The following is a 22,194-nucleotide window of genomic DNA, read 5'->3' as shown; positions in this document are numbered from 1 at the left end:
GATTCCGCCCGAAGGCCGGCTGGCGAGCGCTCCACTCGCCGTCCGGCACACCTCCCGAACGTCGCCCCGCCGCGTGCAACCGGCATGAGCCGGACGCACGCGGCACGCTCCTTCAGGCCGCCTCACGCCGCGCGTGCGTCGCGGGCGAGTCCGTCGGCACGGTCGACGCCAGCGCGATCCGCGCCTTCTCTTCCGGGCTTCCCGCCACGTAATATTTCTTCGCCCAGCTCGAATCCGGTGCGAGCGCGAGTTGCCGATGCGCACCGGCGCCATGCCGTTTCGTCTCGATCGACAGCGCCCGCGCGCGGTAGTGCTCGTAGAGCCGCAGGAATTCCGCGAGATAGATCGCCGCGATCCGCGTGTCGCGAATCTCGAGCAGGTTCTCGTCGTTGTACTGCTCGGAGTTGCGGCTCATGTTCGCCGAGCCCGTGTAGACGATCGGGTTCGCGCCTTCCGCATCGATCACGATGAACTTGTGGTGAATCACGACCGGCGGATACGCCGGCGCCGGCTCGCCCGGAAAGAGGCGCAGCTCCGGCTCGAAACCCTTCGGCACCGTCGCCGGCGAAAAATACGCGGCATCGATCACGTCGCGCCGATCGCGCTGGCGATGATAAAGCTCGAGGTTCGCGAGCGTCGCCGCATCGAGCGACTGCCCGTCGTGCTGCGCGGCATCGGCCTTCGTCGCGCTGCCGACGTTGATGCGGTTCACCAGGCCGAACATCATCAGACCACGATCGCCGGCTGCGAAGCATGCGTCGCGCAGCGCAGCGTCGGTCGGCATGAACAGGCAGAACGACACCGAATGCTTCGCGGCCGCGATCGCGGCGACGATCGTATCGATCTCGGTGCGCTGCCCCGCCGGCTCCGGCGAAAACGCGACGCGCACCTGCGCGCTGCCGATCGTCATCGGCGCCGACCAGCCCGCCGACAACTTCGCCGTCTCCGCGATCGGCGGATTCGCGGCCAGCGCGTGCGCACGCGCGTTGTACAGCGCCGCGAGCGCCGGCGAATCGAATGCGTGCAGCACGTTCGCCTGCTCCGTCAGCCCTTCGGTCGTGAAGTTCGCGGAACCGGTCAGCACGCGCGTGGGCGTCACCGCGGTTGCCGCATTTGCCGGTGCGTCGGTCACGATGAACTTGTCGTGCATGATGTGCGTCCGGTCGCGCGGCGCGAGCGTCGCGAGGCCCTGCAGCGCGTCGACGGCCGGCTGGTTCGGCGACGGCAGCGGCGGCTTGCCCTTGCGCGCGGTCGTGTGCGCGTCGTAGACGATCGCGAGCGACGCTTCGCCGTGCCGCCGTCCGAACGCCTCGAAAGCGGGCAGCGCCCACAGCGTGTCCGTCAGGTGATAGACGGCCGACACCGCGCGCGACGCGGGGTCGAGCATCGCCGCGAACACCTGCTCCATGTCGTTCGCGAGCCACGCGCGCAGCTTCAGTGCCTGGTCCGCGCTCGGCGCCGCATCCGGCGCGAGACCCAGCGCCGCGACCTGCTTCGCGAACGCCTGCGAGCTGACGACCGCACGGTTGAACCACGTGCCGACACCGTCCACGACGTGCGCGGGCAGCACGACATCGCACACGCCGGCCTCCGCATCGAGCACCTGCAGGTGCTCCGGCGTGCCGACGACCGGAAAGACGTCATAGCGGAACGACGCATCGCGGTCCTGCGGATCGATGCGCGCGTCCCACCACATGAATTTCTGGATCGGCGCCTGGTCGGTCGGTGCATCGCCCTGCGTGTCGGCGGCCGGGCCGTCGAACGTGAGCCGATTCGGCAGCCAGCTGTTCGGCGCCCGCGTCTTGCCGTCGGCCGACCAGAAGCCCGGCGTGCGCCGGATCGCGAAGCCGAGGAAGTCCGTGCGCGACGCCGCATCGGGCCAGTCGAAGGCAAGCAGGACGAGAGTCGGGGAAAGATAACTGCGTACGCTGACGGTCATTCGTTGCTCCTGCCGGACGGGCCGGTCGAGATGAATGAGTCAGTGTTGACGGTGGTTCTTCCCGCGCGATGACGGTTCGATGAACCTTGTATGTCGGACCCGCGTCAGTCGCACACGAGCAGCTCGATGCCGCGTGCGGTCAGCGCGCGGCGCACGGCCTTGTCCGGCGCGCGCTCGGTGACGAGGTAGCGCGCGGCCGATGTGCCGTTGATCCGCACCGGCGTCACGCGGCCGAACTTCGAATGGTCGGCGACGATGATCGCCGTGCCGGCCGCCGCGATCATCCGGCTGCGCACTTCGGCGGCGAGCCGCGAATAGTCGGTGCAGTCGCCGTCCGACGTGATGCCGCCCGCGCCGACGAACGCGAAATCGACATGGTATTGCGCGAGCTGCTGGATCGTATCGAGCCCGAACGTCGCGTCCTCGTCGTCGGACAGTTCGCCGCCGAGCAGCGTCACGCGATTGCCGTTGCGCCGCGCGAGCACGAATGCCGTGCGCCAGTCGTTCGTGTAGATCGACAGCCGGTGCCGGTCGGCCAGCGCGAGCGCGACCGCATGCGGCGTGCTGCCCGAGTCGATCAGCACCGATGCGTCGTCGGGCACGAATTCGGCCGCGCGTCGCCCGATCGTGCGCTTCGCTTCGGCGTTCGCCGCTTCGCGCTCGGACAGGCTCGGCTCGCGGCGGTCCGCCGCCAGCGCGCCGCCGTGCGTCATCACGAGCAGGCCGCGCGCCGCGAGCGCATTCAGGTCGCGCCGGATCGTCTCGCGCGATACGTCGAGCGAGCGCACGAGTTCGGCGACCGACAGCGCGCCCGATCGTCCGAGCTCCGACAGAATGTATTGATGACGTTGTTCCGCCAGCATCGCAATGCGCCCGAGGCGACTGGTAATGGGTAAGCCGACCATTGTATTACGGCCGTTTGACCGCCATTTGACGGCGGCGCGGCTGGCGGTCGGCGCGTTTCACGAAAGCGAAATTCTGTATTGCCCGATGCGCGCGAATCGGCACGGCAAGCGGTTGCTACACTCTGCGCTTCGCCGAACGACAGACCATCAAGGGGCTTGCGCAATGTATCGCAAAGGCAGTGTGCTCGAAATCCAGTTTTCGCCAGAACGACTCAACGACGGCGCGGGCGATCCGTACTGGATCGACCTGACGCTCGACGAGGCGCGCCGGCTGTACGAACAGCTCGCCGCGCGCTTCGCGACCGACGCACGCGCGAACCAGCCGCTCGACACGTTCTCGCTCGACTGATCCTCCCGTCCTTTCCGCGCGCCACGGCGCGCTTTCATGCCGCAGCACCTTCATCTGGCCGGCCGGTGACGGAATGGCCGCCGCGCTCGCGCCACGGGCGAATGCAGAATCCGACAAGACGGCAGCTCCGGTTCGGCCGATACTGGCCGACTTCACGATTCGTCCGGCCGTATCGCGGCCCGCCATGCATGTTCAACTCGCTCGTCGCCGCGGCTTTCGTCGCGCTGTGGTCCACCGGCTTCATCGTCGCCCGGGCAATCAAGCCGTACGCCGATCCGAACCTGTTCCTGCTCGCGCGTTTCGCCGGCACGGCGGTGCTGTTCGGCGCGGTGGCGCTCGCCGCGCGCGCGCCGTGGCCGGCCCGCCGCGAATGGCCGCGCCACCTGATCGCGGGCGCGCTGCTGCAAGGCGTCTATCTCGGCGCCAGCTACTGGGCCGTCGCGCAGGGACTGAATGCGGGCGTGATGGCGTTGCTCGGCGCGCTGCAGCCGCTCGCCACCGCCGCGCTCGCGGTGCCGCTGTTCAATGAGCGCCTGCCCGCGCGCGGCTGGCTCGGGATGGCGCTCGGCCTCGCCGGCGTCGCGCTCGTGCTCGCGCCGAAAGTGGCGGGCGGCGTCGCGCCGCCGCCGGGCGCCGCGCCCGCGTGGTTCGTCGTGGCCGTGTCGATCCTGTCGGTCGGCTCGATCACCGCCGGCTCGCTGTATCAGAAGGGCAAGCTCGCGCAGAACGACCTGCGCACAGCCGTCGCCGTGCAGAACCTGGGCGCGGCGATCGTCGCAGCGGTCTTCGTCGTGCTGCTGCACGAAACGCGCTGGATCGGTGCGCCGGCGCTGTGGATCTCGCTCGTGTGGGGCGTCGTGTTCCTGTCCGGCGGCGCGGTCACGATGCTGATGTGGATGCTGCGGCGCGGTAACGCCGCGCGCGCGACGTCGTTGCTGTTCCTCGCGCCGCCGCTCGCCGCGCTGCAGGGCTACTTGCTGTTCGGCGAAACGCTCGCGGCCGTCCAGCTCGCCGGCTTCGGGCTCGCGCTGGTGGGCGTCGTGCTCGCGCGGCGCTGACGCGGGCGAGCGGCAGCAGAGAGCCTCCTTACCGCGCCCCTTTCATGCATCGAAACGAGGCATCCGCGTGCACGCCGGAGCCTGCCGCCCCGCGCGCTGCCCCATGACGATGCAGCGCGTCTCGCCGATGCAACGCGCGCCCGCCGGATCGCATGCCCGGCGCGGCGTCGGGCTGCGATTGCGCTTATGATGAGCGCCTCGCATTTCGTTCCGGAACCACCCTCCATGACATCCGCCGATTACGCCAGCCGCCAACGCGCGATCATTGCCGAACTGAACGTCGCCCCGCAATTCGACGTCGATGCCGAAATCGCCCGCCGCGTCGACTTCCTCGCGCAGTACCTTCGTTCGACCGGCTTGCGGACCTACGTGCTCGGCATCAGCGGCGGCGTCGATTCGTCGACGGCCGGGCGGCTCGCGCAGCTGGCGGTCGAACGGCTGCGCGCCGACGGCTACGACGCCCGCTTCATCGCGATGCGCTTGCCGAACGGCGTGCAGAACGACGAAGCCGACGCACAGCGCGCGCTCGCGTTCGTGCGTGCGGACGAGACGTTCACGGTCGACGTGAAGCCGGCCGCCGACGCGATGCTCGCATCGCTCGTCGCCTCCGGCCACGCGTTCGAAAACCCGGCACAGCAGGATTTCGTGCACGGCAACATCAAGGCACGCGAGCGCATGATCGCGCAGTACGCGGTCGCCGGCGCGCGGCGCGGCATCGTGATCGGCACCGACCACGCGGCCGAATCGCTGATGGGTTTCTTCACGAAGTTCGGCGACGGCGGCGCGGACGTGCTGCCGCTCGCCGGCCTGAGCAAGCGCCGCGTGCGCGCGGTCGCCCGCGCGCTGGGCGGCGACGAACTGATCGTGATGAAGGTGCCGACGGCCGACCTCGAGGAGCTGCGTCCGCTGCGCCCCGACGAGCACGCGTATGGCGTCACCTACGACGAGATCGACGATTTCCTCGAAGGCAAAACCGTGGCCGACAGCGTGTACGAAACGGTGCTGCGCTTCTACGACGGCTCGCGCCACAAGCGCGCGCTGCCGTACACGCCGTTCGACTGGCCGGCCGCGTAAGCCCGCCGCATAAGCCGGCCCCGTCGCCGCCGCACCATGCCGTGCCGCGCGAACCTCGCGGTTACGCGCGGCACATGCACGACGGGCGACGCTACGCGTGGCCGCCCGTCTTCTTCGCCTGCAATGCGCGAATCCGCATCCGCGCGCCCGTATCGCTGACCGTCGCGTCGTACATCGTCGCGAGATCGCGCTTGAGCGCGGTGCGCGAACCGCCGTCGAGATACACCATGTGCCCCGACGGATAAAAGCGCGCGGACAGGTTCTGCCGCACCTTCTGATCCTCGAGCGGCATCTGCTGCAGGTCGATCACGGTCTGGTAGAACGGCGTGACGAAATCGTAGAGGCCGTTCGCCGACAGCACCTTCAGGTCGACGTTCAGCGCCATCACCGCGGCGAGATCGCCGGCCGTATAGAGGATCACGTTCCCCTTCGCATCGATGCCCTGCTGCGCGCCGGTCGGATCGATGTGGCTGAAGTCCCAGTTCTGGAACGCCTGGTCGTTCAGGTCCGTGAACGCGGAATTCGACGTGAACTTCAACTGCTCGTTCAGGTAGCTGTTCCACATCGCCGTGTAGACGCCGGTCACGGCCGTCATCGTCGGATCGTTGCCGCCCGAGTTCGGATCGATCTTGCCGGCGATGCCCGACGAGATCCCGGTCACGCGGCCGTCGTACGACCCGAGCGCCAGCCCCTGCGCGTGCAGCAACGTCGTCAGGAACAGCGAATTGCCACGCGCGTCGTAGCCCGCGATGTCGAGCCCCCAGGTCTGCAGCGTCGCGGCGTCGATGCCCGTGTAGCCCGCCAGCTTCCGCACGGCGGCCGGGTCGGCATGCGGCACGTTGCGCAGTGCGGTCAGGTAATCGGTACGCGCGAACTGCGCGACTTCCTCGACGAACGTGCCGAGATCGGTCGGCGCGGGCGTGACGCCGAGCTTCTTGTGATACCACGCGTCGGCCGCGGCGGTCGGCAGCGCGCCGACCGGGTTGCCGGCCTGCCGGTAGTCGAGGATCGACGACTGCAGCGTGACGCCGTTCAGGTCGACGCCGTCCTCGTGCAGCTTGTACGCGAGCACGCAGCTGCGCGCGGTGCCGTACGACTCGCCGAACAGGTATTTCGGCGAATTCCAGCGGTTGTTCTTCGTCAGGTAGCGCTTGATGAACTGCTTCAGCGAATTCGCATCCTGGTCGACGCCCCAGAAATTGCGGTTCTTGTTCGGCGCGACGGCCGCCGAATAGCCGGTGCCGACCGGGTTGATGAACACCAGGTCGCTGTGGTCGATCATGCTGTCCGGATTGTCTTCCATCTGGTACGGCGCGGGCGGCGTGAATCCCGGCATCGAGGTCTTGATGCGTTTCGGCGCGAACGAGCCGAGCAGCACGAACACCGACGACGACCCGGGCCCGCCGTTGTAGAAGAACGTGACGGGCCGCGTTTCCTCCTTCGCGCCGTCGGCCGTGAACGCGACGTAGAAGATCTTCGCGGCCGGCAGCGAACTGCTCGGGTCGACCGTCACGAGATGGCCGACCGTCGCCGTGTACGCGATGCGCTTGCCGTCGATCAGGATCGTATGGTGCGTGATCGCGGCCGCTTCGGTCGTGTCGGTGACCGAGTCGTCGGGGCCGTTGCCGTACGCAACTGGATCGAAGAACGGCTGGTCGCGGCCGTGGCTCAGCGCGACCGGATTGATGGTCGGCGGCACGCCATGCGAATTGTGGTCGCCGTGATGCAGCGGATACACGCCGCCGGAGGATGCGGAATCGATGCCCATCGTGCTGCTCCTGGAGGTGAAAAAAGACGCGGGCAGGAAACCCGCGTCGCGTGAAAAGGCCTGTGCCGGCGTATCAGCTCGACGGCTTGCGCGCGAGAATTGCCGCGAGTTTCGCGCCGTCGGGGCTGCCGAGGCCCGTGCATGCATCCCAGCCGGACGCGGCTGCATACGTGCCGTTCGAGCCTTTGGTGATGTCGCGCAGCGCGCCCGGATTCTTGTACAGCGCCGGATTGATCCAGCCGGCCGATGCGCCTGCCGCCGCGTTGATCCGTGCGATCAGCGCGGCCCACAACGGCGCGACCGCGCTCGTGCCGCCCATCACCGCGGGCGTGCCGGCGATCGACACCTCGTAGCCCGTCTGCGGCGATGCATCGCCGGCGACGTCCGGCACGCCGCGCTTCGCGAGCGGCATGCTGCTGCCGTCGGCGAGCGCAACCTTCAATCCTTGCTGCCATGCCGGCAGGTCGAACAGCGTGCTGACGCCGCCGCCGCCCGCGCCGCCACCGGACGCCTCGTCGTTCCACGTGACCTCGCCGCGGATGCCCTGCCCGGGCAGCGCATCGAGCTGCGTGCCGCCGCAGCCGAGCACGTACGGGCTCGACGCGGGGAAGTCGACGTGATCGGTGCCGTCCTGCAACCCGTCGCCCGAGCCGCTGTCGCCCGACGCCGCGCACACGGTGATGCCCTGCGCGGCGGCCGCCTGCAACACACGGTTGAACGCCTGCGCCGACTGCGCCTGCCAGATCGCTTCCGGCCCGCCCCAGCTGATCGAAATCACCGACGGTCTGTTGGTCTTGTCGGTGACGGCCGCGTTGACGGCCTGGATGAAGCCCGCGTCGCTGTTCGGCGCGAAATAGACCGCGATCTTCGCGGCCGGCGCGATCGCTCCGGCGATCTCGATGTCGAGCGCGACTTCACCGTCCGGGCCGTTCGCGTCGCCGGTCGGCGCGTTGCGGCCGGTGCCGACGTTGACGTCGACGAGCGTCGGCGGCGTGTCGATGCCGAGCCCGCGGAAATACTGCTGGATATCGGCCGCGCGATAGCCGCCGCCGAGTTCGACGATCGCGATGCACTGCCCGGCGCCGTCGCCGGCCGGAAAACCGTACAGCGACGCGAGCTGGACCGGCGTGAACGTGACGCTCGTGGCGCCGCGCGCCGGCCTGAACGGCGGACGCAGCCGGAAGTGCGGCCGCGCCTGCGGGCGGCTGTCGAGGCCGAGCACGGCCGTGACGGCGTCGCCGAGATCGTCCGGCAGCGCGATCGGGCCCGAGCGGCCGCGATACTGACCGATCGAACGATGCTCGAAACGCTCGAGCTTCACGCTGAATGCCGCTTCGAACTGCTGGATCGTGCCCGACAGCACGACGACGCTTTCGACCGGGTCGACGCGATCGACCGTCAACTGATGACGACGCGCGAAGTCCTCGGTCTTGCGGATGTCGTCGGAATGGGCGGAGAAACGCTGCGCGAAGGCTTCACGCGACAGCGGTTTCGCCTGTGCGTCGCCGGTGGCGAGCTGGTGGACCAACGTATCGAGTTGCCCTTCTTCCTGCCGCCGCAACATGATCGTGACGTGGATGCGTTCTGCCGGATCGCACGGGCCGAGGCACTTGGACTCGGGGACGATTCGGGGTTCACGGTCGGCGTGAAGATGCCTTGCCATGTTCTGACCCTCCTTGGTACCGCGTTGCACGGAACAGCCAGGAAATCGGACATAGCCGGCGGAAGTCGGTTCCGTTCGGTCAGTCGGTTCGCGAATGCGCGAAGTTAAAGGGAGTTTAGATCAGTCAGACGATTTGCGCGCACGCCCTTCTGCGGCGGGGCATGGGCACGAAGGCCGGCATTGCACGCGGCCTCCGTCGATCGGCTCAATCCATCGACAGCCGCAGCGCGAACCCGATCAGCGCAGCGGAAAACGTCCAGCGCTGGACCGTCTGCGCGAGCGGATGCGCGCGCATCCACGCCGCGATGCGCGACGCGCCGAACACGCATGCGAGGTCGAAGCACACGCCGGCCGCGACCAGCAGCGCGCCGAGCTCGAACATCTGCCACACGACGGGCCCGGCCTCGGGCCGCACGAACTGCGGCAGCAGCACCGAGCAGAACAGCAGCGCCTTCGGATTCAGCAGGTTCGTCAGCAGCCCCTTGAAGAACGACTGCCGCAGTTCGTCCGAGGCCGCCTCGTCGCCGTCGCCGAGTGCGAACACCGGCGAGCGGAACACCTGGATCGCGACGTACGCGAGATAAAGCGCGCCGCCGTAACGGATCGCTTCGTACAGCCAAGGCGCGCTGCGGATCAGCGCCGCGACGCCGCATGCGGAGAGCGTCACGTGCGCGGTGCGTGACAGCGAAAGGCCGGCGGCCGCCGCCATGCCCGGGCGCACGCCGCGGCCGATGCTGGTCTGCAGCACGAGCGCCATGTCGGGCCCGGGCACCGCGTAGATGGCCGCCAGCGCGGCGAGATAAATCAACAGCAAATGCGTGGAAATCATGGTCTGCCCCCGTCCTTCAATGACGATATGTTGCCGCTGAAGGTGGAGGGATTATTGGCCATCTTTGGCTGAGGATTGGCGATCCATAGCGGAATCCGCCACAATCATGGAATCCAGACACGGATTCCGCCAACATGACCGAACTCGACAAAACCGATCGCGCGATTCTCGCCGCGGTGCAGCGCGACGGCCGCCTGCCGATCGCGCGCCTCGCCGATTCCGTCGGCCTGTCCGAAACGCCGTGCGCGCGGCGCCTGAAACGTCTCGAAAACGACGGCTACATCGAGCGCTACCGCGCGCAGCTGTCACGCCAGGCGCTCGGCTTCGGCGTCGTCGCGTTCGTGCTCGTGCGGTTCGCGACGCACGACCGCAAGGTCGCCGACCGGTTCGAACGGGAAGTGCTCGGCATCGAGCGGATCCTCGCGTGCCACAACGTCGCGGGCACGGCCGACTACCTGCTGCAGGTGGTCGCGCGCGATCTCGACGACTACGGCACGTTCCTGCGCGACTCGCTGCGGATGCTGCCGGGCGTCACGTCGATCGAATCGGCGCTGTCGCTACGGGAGGTGAAGCATGACGCGGGGTTGCCGGTGCCGTGATGCAGGCTGCGGCCCGCTCCGGCGTGACATTCGTCCACAGTGCCGGCGTTGCCTGGCCGCACGCCGGTTCACACGACGTCGGGCGACTGGTGCGCGCGCTCGAGATCCTCGAGAAACGCTTCGACGAGCGGATCGCCGCGCCCATCGCGCGCCACGACCATGTGGAACGTGACCTCGTAATGCAGCCGATCCGGGCTGAGCGGCGCGAGGAGCCCTTGCGCGACATACGGCGCCGCGAAGTGCTGCGGCAGATAGCCGAGGTGATGGCCTGACAGGATCAGCAGCGCGACCGCCTCCATGTTGTCGGCGGTCGCGGTCACGCGATCGGGCGTGGTCGACATCTGCGCCTCCGGCAGCGGATACGAGCGCCAGGCCCATTCGAATCCCGCGACGTCGGCTGGCGTCAGCGCGCCGGCGCGTTCGAACAGCGGATGGCCGCGACCGCAGTATGCGACCTGCCGCTCGACGAACAGCGGCGTGTAGTGCAGCGTCGGCACGCGATGCCAGAAGTAGCCGACCGCGATCTGGATCTCGCCGCTCAGCAGTTTTTCCTCGAGATCGCCCGGCGCGCGCACCGAGATCGAGAAGCGCACGGCCTGGTCGCGCGTGCGGAACGCGGCGATCGCCTCCGCGATCCGCGCGTTCTGGCTGACCGGCGTATGACCGATCAGGCCGATATTCAGCGTACCGACGAGCTGGCGGTCCATGTGCCGCGCGGCCATCCCGAATTCGTCGAGCGCGGCGAGCAGCTTGCGGCTCATCGCGTGGAACCGCTCGCCCTTCGGCGTGAGCCGGAAGCCGCTGCGGCCGCGCTCGCAGAGCCGGTAGCCGAGCCGCGTCTCGAGCGACGACAGTTGCGCGCTGATCGTCGACTGGCCGACGTTCAGCATCGCCTGCGCGGCCGACACGCCGCCCGCGTCCGTGACCGCGAGAAACACGCGGATCAACCGCAGATCGAGGGTCGACAGATTCCCCAGCACGCTATTCCCCTTCCATACATCGATGAAAATCGATGTTTACGTCGATATCTTCGCATTCTTCTTTCCGGTCGGACGCGTAAAACTATGCGCCAGGCCGCGTCGAATGATACGGCAACCCCACATCGGAAGAGACAAGCCCATGAACGATCACACCCATTTCCAGCCGCTCGGCGGCAATGAAATGCCGCGCAGCGGCGGCATCGCGACGATGATGCGCCTGCCGCACGTGGCGAGCGCCGCCGGCCTCGACGCGTGTTTCGTCGGCGTGCCGTTCGACCTCGGCACCTCCAATCGCACCGGCGCACGCTTCGGCCCGCGCCAGATCCGCACGGAATCGGTGCTGCTGCGCCCGTACAACATGGCCACGCGCGCCGCGCCGTTCGATTCGCTGCAGATCGCCGACATCGGCGACATCGCGATCAACCCGTACAACCTGCACGATTCCATCGCGCGCATCGAGACCGCGTACGACGCGATTCTCGCGCACGACTGCAAGCCGATCACGCTCGGCGGCGACCACACGATCGCGCTGCCGATCCTGCGCGCGATCCACCGCAAGCACGGCAAGGTTGCATTGATCCACGTCGATGCACACGCCGACGTGAACGATACGATGATGGGCGAAAAGATCGCGCACGGCACGCCGTTCCGCCGCGCGGTCGAGGAAGGCCTGCTGCACGGCGACAAGGTCACGCAGATCGGCCTGCGCGGCACCGGTTACGCCGCCGAGGATTTCGACTGGTGCCGCGAGCAGGGCTTCCGCGTGGTCCAGGCCGAGGAATGCTGGAACAAGTCGCTCGCGCCGCTGATGGAAGAAGTGCGCGCGCGCATCGGCGACACGCCCGTCTACATCACCTTCGACATCGACGGCATCGATCCGGCCTACGCGCCGGGCACCGGCACGCCGGAAATCGCGGGCCTCACGGTGCCGCAGGCGCTCGAGATCATCCGCGGCGCGAAGGGGCTGAACATCGTCGGTTGCGATCTCGTCGAAGTCGCGCCGCCGTACGACCCGTTCGGCACCACGGCCCTGCTCGGCGCGAACCTCGCCTACGAGTTGCTGTGCGTGCTGCCCGGCGTCGCGTACCGCGACTGATCCCGGCACACGACCTATTCCAAATCAGAGGATTCCAGAGGAGCACATAACAGATGGGGACTGCCATCAAGCAACCGAAGCGGGCGGCGCTCGCTTCATTCGTCGGCACCACGATCGAATGGTACGACTTCTATAGCTACGCGACCGCCGCCGCCATCGTGTTCGGGCCGCTGTTCTTTCCCGGCGAAAGCCGTTTCGTCAGCTTGCTCGCGTCGTTCGGCTCGTTCGCGGTCGGCTTCTTCGCGCGGCCGCTCGGCGGCGTGATGTTCGGCTATCTCGGCGACCGCTTCGGTCGCAAGCGCTCGCTGCTCGCGACGCTGATGCTGATGGCCGTGTCGACGGTCGCGATCGGCCTGCTGCCGACCCATGCGCAGGCCGGCGTGATCGCACCGATCCTGCTGGTTCTGATGCGCGTGCTGCAAGGCATCGCGGTCGGCGGCGAATGGGGCGGCGCGGTGCTGCTCGCCGGCGAGCATGCGCCCGAAGGCAAGCGCACGTTCTTCGCGTCGTTCGCGCAGCTCGGCAGCGCGAGCGGCCTGATCCTGTCGATGCTCGCGTTCGGCGCGATCAGCACGCTGTCGAAGGACGACATGATGAGCTGGGGCTGGCGCGTGCCGTTCCTCGCGAGCGCCGTGCTGCTGGCGGTCGGCTTCGTGATCCGCGCGAGCGTGTCCGAGTCGCCCGAGTTCGAGGAAGTCAGGAAGAGCGGCAACACCGCGCAGAACCCGGTGCGCGAGGCGCTCAAGTACTGGCCGCTGCTGCTGCTCGCGATCGGCGCGAACGTGTACGGGATCGCCGGCGTGTATTTCAGCAACATCTTCATGATCAGCTACGCGACGCAGTTCCTGTCGCTCGACCGGTCGATGGTGCTGCATTGCATGACGATCGTCGCCGTGCTGCAGTTCGTCGTGCAGCTCGCCGCCGCGTTCATCGCGCAGCGCTTCGGCACGACGCGCGTGTTGCTGATCACCGGCGCCTGGGCCGCGATCGTGCCGTTCGTGATGCTGCCGCTCGTGCACATGGGCACGCCGTTGTCGATCACGGTCGGCGTCGGCCTCGCGACGCTCGCGGAATCGGGCTACTACTCGGTGGTCGCGGGTTTCGTCAGCAGCATCTTCATCGCGCGCATCCGCTACACGGCGATCTCGATCGCGTACCAGGTGTGCGGTGCGATCGCCGGCGGCCTCACGCCGCTCGTCGCCACGCTGATCGCACAGAACACCGCGCCGCAATGGTGGCCGCTCGCGATTCAGTACACGAGCGCCGCCGTGCTGTCGTCGGTGTGCGTGTGGCTGATCTCGCGCCGCGTCAGCATCGACGATGCCGGCGCGCCCGGCAAGGCGGACGAAACGCTGCCGCGCGGCGCACGCACCGCGTAACCCCACGCAACGGGCAGGCGACATCGCCTGCCCGTTTGCATTGGGCGTACTGCGGTACGCCGCAACGTCCCCAAACGCTCATCGCGACATGCGGGCCGCCTTTTATGCCGCCCGATCATCGATCGCGACGACATTCACCCCGCGTTCGCGCGTTATCGCACCTGGCTGCGCAGCGTCTTCGCGGCGGCGACCATGTTCGTCAGCGCCGGAATCACTTCCGCCCACTGGCGCGTCTTCAGCCCGCAGTCCGGGTTCACCCACAGGCGCTCCGCCGGAATCCGCTCGGCCGCCTTCTTCATCAGGCCGACGATGTGATCTTGCGTCGGGATGTTCGGCGAGTGGATGTCGTACACGCCCGGCCCGATCTCATTCGGATACCTGAAGCTGTCGAACGCGTCGAGCAGCTCCATGTCCGACCGCGACGTCTCGATCGTGATCACGTCCGCGTCCATGTCGGCGATCGACGCGATGATGTCGTTGAATTCCGAATAGCACATGTGCGTATGGATCTGTGTATCGTCCTGTACGCCGTTCGCGGTGATGCGGAACGATTCGACCGCCCACTTCAGGTACTCGCCCCATTGCGCGCGACGCAGCGGCAGCCCTTCACGCAACGCGGCCTCGTCGATCTGGATCACGCGCACACCGGCCTTCTCCAGATCGAGCACTTCGTCGCGGATCGCGAGCGCGAGCTGGTAGCACGACACCGAACGCGGCTGGTCGTCGCGCACGAACGACCAGTTCAGGATCGTCACCGGGCCGGTCAGCATGCCCTTCATCGGCTTGTTCGTCAGCGACTGCGCATACGCGATCCATTCGACCGTCATCGCCTTCGGCCGGCTGATGTCGCCGAACAGGATCGGCGGCTTCACGCAGCGCGAACCGTACGACTGCACCCAGCCGAACTGGCTGAATGCGTAGCCGTCGAGCTGCTCGCCGAAGTATTCGACCATGTCGTTGCGTTCGGCTTCGCCATGCACCAGCACGTCGAGCTCGAGCGACTCCTGCTCGCGCACGCTGCGCGCGATTTCCGCCTGCATCGCCTCGCGGTAACCGGCTTCATCCAGCACGCCGGCCTTGAACTGGCTGCGCGCCAGGCGAATCTCGGCGGTCTGTGGAAACGAGCCGATCGTCGTCGTCGGGAACGCAGGCAGCTTCAGGCGCGCGGACTGTTTCGGCGCGCGCTGCGTGTACGGGCTCGCGCGATTGCCGAGCTGCGCGTCGATGCGCGCGATCGCGGCCTTCACCGCCGGGTTGTTCACGCGCGGCGAGCGACGGCGTGCGTCGATCGCGGCAGCGTTCGCGGTGAGCGCGTCGACCACCTTGTCGCGGCCTTCGTTCAGCGCGGTCGCGAGCACCTTCAGTTCGTCGAGCTTCTGCAGCGCGAACGCGAGCCATGCACGGATCTCCGCGTCGAGCTTCTCCTCGTTCGCGAGATCGACCGGCACATGCAACAGCGAGCACGACGGTGCGAGCCACAGGCGATCACCCAGTCGCTTCGCGAGCGGTTCGAGCCAGTCGAGCGTCGCGTTCAGGTCCGTCTTCCAGATGTTGCGGCCGTTGATCGCGCCCACCGACAGCACGCGGTCGGCCGGCAGTTCGCGCACGAGTGCATCGATTTCGTCGCGGGCGTTGATCGCATCGATATGCAGGCCGTCGACCGGCAGCGAGACCGCGAGCGTCAGATTTTCCTTGAGCTGTCCGAAGTACGTCGCGAGCAGCAGCTTGATGCGGCGCGTCTCGAGCGCGTCGTACGCGGTGCGCAGCGCCAGGCGCCATTCGGCGTCGAGCTCGGTGACGAGGATCGGTTCGTCGATCTGCACCCATTCGACACCCTGCGCGGTCAGCGTGTCGAGCAGCGCGCCATATACCGGCAGCAACTTCGGCAGCAGCGCGAGGCGATCGGAATCGTCCTTCGCCTTGCCGAGCCACAGATACGTGACGGGGCCGAGAATCACCGGCTTCGCGGCGACGCCCTGCGCCTGCGCTTCCGCCAGTTGCTGGAGCAGGCGCGACGGATCGAGCGAGAAGTTCGTGTCCGCGTGGAACTCCGGCACGATGTAGTGATAGTTCGTGTCGAACCACTTCGTCATTTCACCGGCCGCGACACCGCCGCAGCATGCCGCGTGTTCTTCCGCCGACTGCGCCGAACGGCCGCGCGCGACGCGGAAATAGTTGTCGAGCGCATCGCCATGGAAGTCCTGCACGCGTTTCGGCAGGTTGCCGAGCGTGAAGCTCATGTCGAGCACCTGATCGTAGAACGCGAAATCGCCGATCGGGACGAGATCGAGGTCGCGCTGGTCGTTCCAGTGGCGTTGGCGAAGTTCGGCGCCGAGTGCCTTCAGTGCGTCGCGCGACGATTCGCCCTTCCAGTAGCGTTCGAGACCGAACTTGAGTTCGCGCTTCGCGCCGATGCGCGGAAAACCGAGGTTGTGTGTCGTAACCATGAAGCTGCCATCCAGAAGAAATTGAAGATCCGGCAGCCATCATAGGGATTTCATCTCATGAAATAAAATGGCATTATTTCATTCATTCATTAAATCTGTTCATGTATCTGCTGAGCGAACGATCTCCATGCTGGAACGATTCCATCTCGTCGTAATCCGCGAAGTCGAGCGCCAGGGCTCGCTGACCGCGGCCGCCAATGCGCTGCATCTCACGCAATCGGCGCTCAGCCATACCGTCCGGAAAATCGAGCAGCAGCTCGGCACGCCGATCTGGGACCGGGAAGGCCGCGGCCTGCGGCTCACGCAGGGCGGGCAGTATCTGCTGAAGCTGGCGAACCGGCTGCTGCCGCAGTTCGAACTCGCCGAGGAGCGGATGAAGCAGTACGCGAAGGGCGAGCGCGGCACGCTGCGCATCGGGATGGAGTGCCATCCGTGCTACCAGTGGCTGCTGAAGGTCGTGTCGCCGTATCTGTCGCGCTGGCCGGACGTCGACGTCGACGTGAAGCAGCGCTTCCAGTTCGGCGGCATCGGCGCGCTGTTCGGCCATGACATCGACGTGCTCGTGACGCCCGATCCGCTGAACAAGCCGGGGCTGCGCTTCGATCCCGTGTTCGATTACGAGCAGGTGCTGGTGGTCGCGGATGCGCATCGGTTCGCGAACGCCGACTACGTGACGCCCGAGCAGCTGACCGACGAGGTCCTCATCACCTACCCGGTCGAGACCGACCGGCTCGACATCTACAACCAGTTCCTGACGCCGGCCGGCATCGTGCCGAGACGCCACAAGTCGATCGAGACGACCGACATCATGCTGCAGATGGTGGCAAGCGGGCGCGGCGTGGCCGCGCTGCCGAGGTGGCTTGCCGATGAATACGCGGACCGGATGCCGGTCGTGCCGGTGAAGCTCGGCAAGAAGGGCATCGCGAAACAGATCTTCCTCGGCATCCGCGAGGCGGATGCGTCGATCGACTATCTGGCCGCATTCGTCGCGCTGGCGCGCGAATCGACATGGAGCGCGCCACGCATGCTGCGCTAGCCGCGCTCGCACACTGCGCACTTTCGACGGCCCGCATGCCGGTGCGCAGGCTGGTGTTCACTATATGGACGACGACGCGAGCCTTGCACGCCAAGTTGCGTCACGACGTCACGGCGCCTTCCCCTTACACATCCGTAAGACCATGATTCGTCATCCGTACTGTCATCAAACTGACTGCTAGCGAAAGCTAGGATCGGACGCGGTTCCCTTACGAGATGCCGTCATGAATCATCCTGCTTCGTCCGCATCGAACAATCCGGGTTCAGTCGCACGCACCAGGCAGGTCGGCTATGCCGTGTTCCTGCTGGTGCTCGCGTTCGGCGCCGCCTATATCGCCACACACCTGATCGCCGATCTGTCGCCGGTCCGCGAAGGGTCGCTATTCCCGTACCTGATGCTCGGCGCCGCGCTGCTGATCGCGCTCGGCTTCGAATTCGTCAACGGCTTCCACGACACCGCGAACGCGGTGGCCACCGTGATCTATACCCACTCGCTGACGCCCAACGTCGCGGTGATCTGGTCCGGTATGTGGAACTTCCTCGGCGTGATGGTCTCGAGCGGCGCCGTTGCATTCGGCATCCTGCAGTTGCTGCCGGTCGAACTGATCCTGCAGGTCGGTAGCGGCGCCGGCTTCGCGATGGTGTTCGCGCTGCTGATCGCCGCGATCATGTGGAACCTGGCGACCTGGTATTTCGGGCTACCGTCGTCGAGCTCGCATACGCTGATCGGGTCGATCATCGGCGTCGGTCTGATGAACCAGTTGATGCACGGGCCGTCCGGCACGAGCGGCGTCGACTGGGGCCAGGCGCTCGGTGTCGGCAAGTCGCTGCTGTTTTCGCCGATCGTCGGCTTCCTGTGCGCGGCACTGCTGCTGCTCGTGCTGAAAGCGCTCGTGCGGATTCCCGAGCTGTACAAGGAGCCACAGAAGGATCAACCGCCGCCGTTCTGGATTCGGTGCCTGCTGATTCTGACCTGCACGGGTGTGTCGTTCGCGCACGGATCGAACGACGGGCAGAAAGGGATGGGCCTCATCATGCTGATCCTGATCGGTACGGTGCCGACCGCGTATGCGCTGAACAAGGCCGTCACGCCGGCCGAAACGCAGACCTTCGTCGCCGTCGCGAACCAGGCTGCCGCAACGTTCGGGAAGTACACGAATGGCGTCGCGCCGTCCGCGAACCCGCGCGCCGACGTCGAGCACTACGTGCAGCATCGTGAACTGACGCCCGCCGTGCTGCCTGCTGTGCAACAGCTGTCCACGTCGCTCGCGACCGCGGTCGGCGTGTCGGGGTCGATGGCGGCGGTGCCGCAACGCGACGTCGACAACGTGCGCAACACGATGTATCTGGTGTCCGAAGCAATTCGACTGATCGAGAAGTCGGGGCAGCCGGCGCTCGCCGCCGACGACAAGCTCGCGATCGACAACTATCGCAAGCAACTCGACCACGCGACCAAGTTCATTCCAACGTGGGTGAAGGTCGCCGTCGCGATCGCTCTGGGCCTCGGCACGATGGTCGGCTGGAAGCGGATCGTCGTGACCGTCGGTGAAAAAATCGGCAAGCAGCATTTGACGTATGGGCAGGGCGCGTCGGCCGAACTCGTCGCGATGCTGACGATCGGCGCCGCCGACGTGTACGGGCTGCCCGTGTCGACGACGCACGTGCTGTCGTCGGGCGTCGCGGGCACGATGGCCGCGAACGGATCCGGGTTGCAGTGGAGCACGGTGCGCAGCCTCGTGCTCGCGTGGGTGCTGACGCTGCCCGCGTCAATCGTGCTGGCAGGCGGGCTCTACTGGTTGTTCCGGTCAGCGGCTTGATCGGGTAAACGGGAGGTGGCCGGTGAAAGCCGGTCGCCTCTCGTGGAAAATTTCACGGTCCCTTCTCCGCTTCGACACGTCTCGGCATTCGATGGGGCCGTGCCACGTCGTTGCCTTTTCCGCCTTTCCGGATTGGAGAGCAAGATCTGGAGCGCGCCGGCACACGGACGCCGCTAGACTGGGTTCATCAACTTTCATCGTGGCTTCAACCGTGCACGCGACGCTTGCGAATATTCCGCGCGACCGTACGGCGCCACAACGCTGACGAACCGAGGTACGCCCGTGAATATCGCCAATCCGCAACCTGCCGTCGAATCGACGGACATCGCGCAACGCGTTGATGCAATCGACTGGCCGGCCGTCGATGTCGAGCTCGATCGCTACGGATGTGCGCGAGTACCGGGCCTGATCTCCGCGAGCGAGTGCGATGCGCTCGCCTCGCTCTATCCGCGGGATGCGCTCTATCGTTCGCGCGTCGTGATGGCACGGCACGGCTTCGGGCGCGGCGAATACAAGTACTTCGCGTACCCGCTGCCCGGGGTCGTCGCCGAGCTGCGTGCGACGCTCTACCCGCATCTCGCGCCGATCGCCAATCGCTGGAACCAGGCACTCGGAATCGACATCCGCTATCCGAAAGAGCACCGGACATTCCTCGATCGCTGCCACGCGGCGGGACAGACACGACCGACGCCGCTGATCCTGCAATACGGTCCCGACGACTACAACTGCCTTCATCAGGACCTGTACGGTGAGCATGTCTTTCCGCTTCAGGTCGCTATCCTGCTGTCGGTACCTGGTCGGGATTTCACGGGCGGCGAGTTCGTGCTGACGGAACAGCGACCACGCATGCAGTCACGCGCGGAAGTGGTGCCGCTGATACAAGGCGACGCGGTGATGTTCGCCGTCCACGGCAGGCCCGTGCAGGGAACGCGCGGCGTCTACCGCGTCAACTTGCGCCATGGCGTGAGCAGAATCCGAAGCGGCCACCGCCACACGGTCGGCATCATCTTCCATGACGCGCAATGACGGCCTGCGGGGTGCAACGTGATGTTGTCGCGCCATTCGGCATGCGGGTGAGTTTGCGCAACAAGCACCGCACATCATTGCGCGAGGATCGTTGTGCCGTGCCGCCGCCGCATGGTCCGCGCATCACCGGTGGTGACAGGCGACGGGGCGCACTGTCCTTCAGACGATCGTCGCCATGACGGATCGACGTTTCAAGTGAGCGACAAAAAACTGAAGCCCTCACCCGTCGCGACGCCAATGCAATGAGAAGTCCTGCTTACCCGCGGGCCGCATTTGCCCGCAGGCGATCGCCAGCATTGGAAGCCAGCCGCGCATAACCGGGCAACGTCAGCAGCGCGAGCACGCCCGCCGCAACGAACGCCCAGCGAAAGTCGTCGAGCACGTAATGCATGCCGGCCGCGTCGCCACGCACCAACGCCGCGAGCCGCAGCGACAACGCACCGAATGCGATCCCCATCCCGATCGTCATCTGCTGTGCAGCACTCCACAGCGTGCTGGCCGCGCTCGTCTGCCGAGCCGGGATATCCGCATACGCCAGCGTCGCGAGCGTCGTGAACTGCATCGACCGCGTGAGACCGTAGACGAATACGACGAACAGCGTGATCGCCAGCGGCGTCGACGCTGTCAGCCAGCCACACGCGATCGTGAAGAGACCGACGATCGTCACGTCGACGAGCGCAACGCGCCGGAAACCGAATCGATCGAGGATCCACGACGTTCCCGCCTTCATTCCGAGATTGCCGAGCGCGCTGGCGAGCAGCAGCAGGCCGGACTGGAACGGCGACAGCCCGAAGCCGATCTGGAACAGCAGCGGCAGCAGATACGGCACGGCATTGATCGCCATCCGCGTGATGGAGCCGGTGATCACCGTCACCGAGAATGTCGGCACCTTCAGCGTCGTGAAATCGAGCAGCGGATGCGCACAGCGTTGCGCGTGCATCCACGCGGCGATGCCGAACAGCACGCTCGCGCCCACCAGAATACCCGCGCGCGTGAAGTCGACGTCCTGCTGGCCGGCCGCTTCGGTACCGATCAGCAGACAGGTCAGCGCAGCGCCTGCCAGCACGAAGCCGACCCAGTCGAGCGGTCGTTGCTCGTCGGCACGCGTGTTCCGGACGATCAGCCAGGTACAGACGAGCGCAACAATGCCGAACGGGACATTCAGCAGGAAGATCCATCGCCATGACGCGTAGGTCGTGATGAAGCCGCCAATGGGCGGCCCAACGACCGGCGCGACAATGCCAGGCCACGTGATCGTCGCGATTGCGCGCATCAGCTTAGCCTTCTCGGTGCTGCGAACGACGATCATCCGTCCGACCGGCACCATCATCGCTCCGCCGACACCCTGCAGCAGACGCGCGGCTGTGAACGTCATCACCCCCTCGGACAGCCCGCACAGCACCGACGCGCCGGTAAAGACGAAGATGGCGGTGGCAAACACCGTGCGCGAGCCATAACGATCCGCGATCCAGCCGCTGATCGGGATGAACACCGCGAGCGCCAGCATATAGGCCGTCATCCCGAGGCTCAGCGCGTTCGGCCCGACGCCGAACGAGTGCGCCATCTGCGGCAGCGCAGTCGCGATCACGGTCGTGTCGAGATACTCCATGAAGAACGTTGCAGCGACCAGGTATGGCAAGAAGTCGGTCGTCCGACCACTCTGTGCGGGGCTGTCGGTCATGAACGGTGCGGGAAACGGAATGCGAAGGACACCGAGTGCCGGCTTATGCAGATGAACACCGGGAATCGGGATGAACGGCGATATTACCCTGAAGGGCTGCTTATCTGCTTTGCCGGGCATGTCGCGCAAATGGACTTTATGCGCATAGATTTTTATGACGATATCGTGCCGCAGTCACCGAATGGCGGGACGAGAACATCAAGTCGGGGGATTTTTTCCGGAAAGTGACGTTGTTCGACGATCATCGAACAACGTCGGGCATCATCGGCCATTAGAGCACCTTTGCCAGATTCATCGACATTGGCTGGCGCCAACTGATCGCGGATTGGTCTGATCTGGATAAGGGGTGCCGAGCGATCTCGGTGGTGCGAAGTGGCGGATTGCTCGAGAACCGTGGGCATCTGGAGCAAGACCTTGGGTGCGTCAGCTCCAGCCGCCTTGCACTCGCCATTCCGCGCGCGTTTCCGCCGCGCCAATGCAAAAACCCCCGCCTGTTCGGGCGGGGGTTTCTGGCTTAGGGAGCCTGACGATTACCTACTTTCACACGGG

The 22,194-nt window shown here is 66.4% G+C and carries 18 protein-coding genes; 10 read left to right on the top strand and 8 right to left on the bottom strand.

The annotated features are described in order from the left end of the window. Nucleotides 1–112: 112 nt before the first annotated feature. Together WS45_RS00590 and WS45_RS00585 are read right to left on the bottom strand one after the other, a co-directional pair. The gene (locus WS45_RS00590) at nt 113–1,939 is read right to left on the bottom strand and encodes a phospholipase D-like domain-containing protein (protein WP_059697566.1); all 1,827 of its coding nucleotides are present in this window, start codon (nt 1,937–1,939) and stop codon (nt 113–115) included. A gap of 104 nt (nt 1,940–2,043) precedes the next feature. Next, a complete protein-coding gene (locus WS45_RS00585) occupies nt 2,044–2,802 on the bottom strand; it encodes a DeoR/GlpR family DNA-binding transcription regulator (RefSeq protein ID WP_059532616.1) in 759 nt (252 codons plus the stop codon). Nucleotides 2,803–3,007: 205 nt separating this feature from the next. Here WS45_RS00585 and WS45_RS00580 point away from each other — a divergent pair, with 205 nt between their 5' ends. The 3 genes from WS45_RS00580 (at nt 3,008) to nadE (ending at nt 5,325) form a co-directional block, all read left to right on the top strand. Then, nucleotides 3,008–3,193 (top strand): hypothetical protein, encoded by a 186-nt coding sequence (locus WS45_RS00580; RefSeq protein ID WP_006752380.1) that lies wholly within the window; start codon nt 3,008–3,010, stop codon nt 3,191–3,193. A gap of 188 nt (nt 3,194–3,381) precedes the next feature. Then, a complete protein-coding gene (locus tag WS45_RS00575) occupies nt 3,382–4,251 on the top strand; it encodes a DMT family transporter (RefSeq protein ID WP_059697563.1) in 870 nt (289 codons plus the stop codon). Nucleotides 4,252–4,476: 225 nt separating this feature from the next. After that, nucleotides 4,477–5,325 (top strand): ammonia-dependent NAD(+) synthetase, encoded by an 849-nt coding sequence (nadE, locus tag WS45_RS00570; protein WP_059697561.1) that lies wholly within the window; start codon nt 4,477–4,479, stop codon nt 5,323–5,325. 91 nt (nt 5,326–5,416) lie between these two features. On the opposite strand, the gene WS45_RS00565 is transcribed toward nadE, so the two are convergent. The 3 genes from WS45_RS00565 to WS45_RS00555 form a co-directional block, all read right to left on the bottom strand. After that, nucleotides 5,417–7,093, bottom strand: coding sequence for a S10 family peptidase (locus WS45_RS00565; protein WP_059532624.1), 1,677 nt, complete (start codon nt 7,091–7,093; stop codon nt 5,417–5,419). Nucleotides 7,094–7,166: 73 nt separating this feature from the next. Next, on the bottom strand, nt 7,167–8,756 hold the full coding sequence (locus WS45_RS00560; RefSeq protein WP_059697559.1) for a S53 family peptidase: 1,590 nt from the start codon (nt 8,754–8,756) through the stop codon (nt 7,167–7,169). A gap of 205 nt (nt 8,757–8,961) precedes the next feature. Continuing rightward, nucleotides 8,962–9,585, bottom strand: coding sequence for a LysE family translocator (locus tag WS45_RS00555; protein WP_059532629.1), 624 nt, complete (start codon nt 9,583–9,585; stop codon nt 8,962–8,964). A 134-nt stretch (nt 9,586–9,719) separates the two neighbouring features. Here WS45_RS00555 and WS45_RS00550 point away from each other — a divergent pair, with 134 nt between their 5' ends. Further along, nucleotides 9,720–10,184, top strand: a complete 465-nt coding sequence (locus WS45_RS00550; RefSeq protein WP_044848788.1) for an Lrp/AsnC family transcriptional regulator — start codon at nt 9,720–9,722, stop codon at nt 10,182–10,184. 68 nt (nt 10,185–10,252) lie between these two features. Here the strand turns inward: WS45_RS00550 and WS45_RS00545 are convergent, their stop codons facing one another. Then, nucleotides 10,253–11,164, bottom strand: coding sequence for a LysR family transcriptional regulator (locus WS45_RS00545; RefSeq protein WP_059532632.1), 912 nt, complete (start codon nt 11,162–11,164; stop codon nt 10,253–10,255). A 139-nt stretch (nt 11,165–11,303) separates the two neighbouring features. Here WS45_RS00545 and speB point away from each other — a divergent pair, with 139 nt between their 5' ends. Together speB and WS45_RS00535 are read left to right on the top strand one after the other, a co-directional pair. Then, nucleotides 11,304–12,260, top strand: coding sequence for an agmatinase (gene speB / locus WS45_RS00540; RefSeq protein ID WP_059532635.1), 957 nt, complete (start codon nt 11,304–11,306; stop codon nt 12,258–12,260). Nucleotides 12,261–12,313: 53 nt separating this feature from the next. Next, nucleotides 12,314–13,639: an MFS transporter gene (locus tag WS45_RS00535; RefSeq protein ID WP_059697557.1), complete on the top strand. Its 1,326-nt coding sequence runs from the start codon at nt 12,314–12,316 to the stop codon at nt 13,637–13,639. A gap of 152 nt (nt 13,640–13,791) precedes the next feature. On the opposite strand, the gene metE is transcribed toward WS45_RS00535, so the two are convergent. Continuing rightward, nucleotides 13,792–16,086, bottom strand: coding sequence for a 5-methyltetrahydropteroyltriglutamate--homocysteine S-methyltransferase (gene metE / locus WS45_RS00530; RefSeq protein WP_059697555.1), 2,295 nt, complete (start codon nt 16,084–16,086; stop codon nt 13,792–13,794). 127 nt (nt 16,087–16,213) lie between these two features. Here metE and WS45_RS00525 point away from each other — a divergent pair, with 127 nt between their 5' ends. The 3 genes from WS45_RS00525 to WS45_RS00515 all read left to right on the top strand — a co-directional run bounded on the left by WS45_RS00525 (nt 16,214) and on the right by WS45_RS00515 (nt 19,964). Then, nucleotides 16,214–17,122: a LysR family transcriptional regulator gene (locus WS45_RS00525; RefSeq protein ID WP_059532643.1), complete on the top strand. Its 909-nt coding sequence runs from the start codon at nt 16,214–16,216 to the stop codon at nt 17,120–17,122. Nucleotides 17,123–17,345: 223 nt separating this feature from the next. Beyond that, the gene (locus WS45_RS00520) at nt 17,346–18,938 is read left to right on the top strand and encodes an inorganic phosphate transporter (RefSeq protein ID WP_059697553.1); all 1,593 of its coding nucleotides are present in this window, start codon (nt 17,346–17,348) and stop codon (nt 18,936–18,938) included. Nucleotides 18,939–19,220: 282 nt separating this feature from the next. Beyond that, a complete protein-coding gene (locus WS45_RS00515; RefSeq protein WP_059697551.1) occupies nt 19,221–19,964 on the top strand; it encodes a 2OG-Fe(II) oxygenase in 744 nt (247 codons plus the stop codon). Nucleotides 19,965–20,220: 256 nt separating this feature from the next. Here WS45_RS00515 and WS45_RS00510 read toward each other — a convergent pair whose 3' ends face one another. Next, on the bottom strand, nt 20,221–21,645 hold the full coding sequence (locus tag WS45_RS00510) for a DHA2 family efflux MFS transporter permease subunit (protein WP_059697549.1): 1,425 nt from the start codon (nt 21,643–21,645) through the stop codon (nt 20,221–20,223). A 45-nt stretch (nt 21,646–21,690) separates the two neighbouring features. On the opposite strand from WS45_RS00510, the gene WS45_RS34600 reads away from it, so the two are divergent. Continuing rightward, nucleotides 21,691–21,873 carry a hypothetical protein gene (locus tag WS45_RS34600; protein WP_156436976.1) on the top strand — a complete coding sequence of 61 codons (183 nt, stop codon included), beginning with the start codon at nt 21,691–21,693 and terminating at the stop codon, nt 21,871–21,873. Nucleotides 21,874–22,194 lie beyond the last annotated feature (321 nt).

The organism is Burkholderia sp. RF2-non_BP3 (assembly GCF_001522185.1).
GTDB classification, from domain to species: Bacteria; Pseudomonadota; Gammaproteobacteria; order Burkholderiales; family Burkholderiaceae; genus Burkholderia; species Burkholderia diffusa.
The sequence above is the reverse complement of the archived record's forward strand: the minus strand, read 5'-3'. Positions and strand labels throughout refer to the sequence as shown.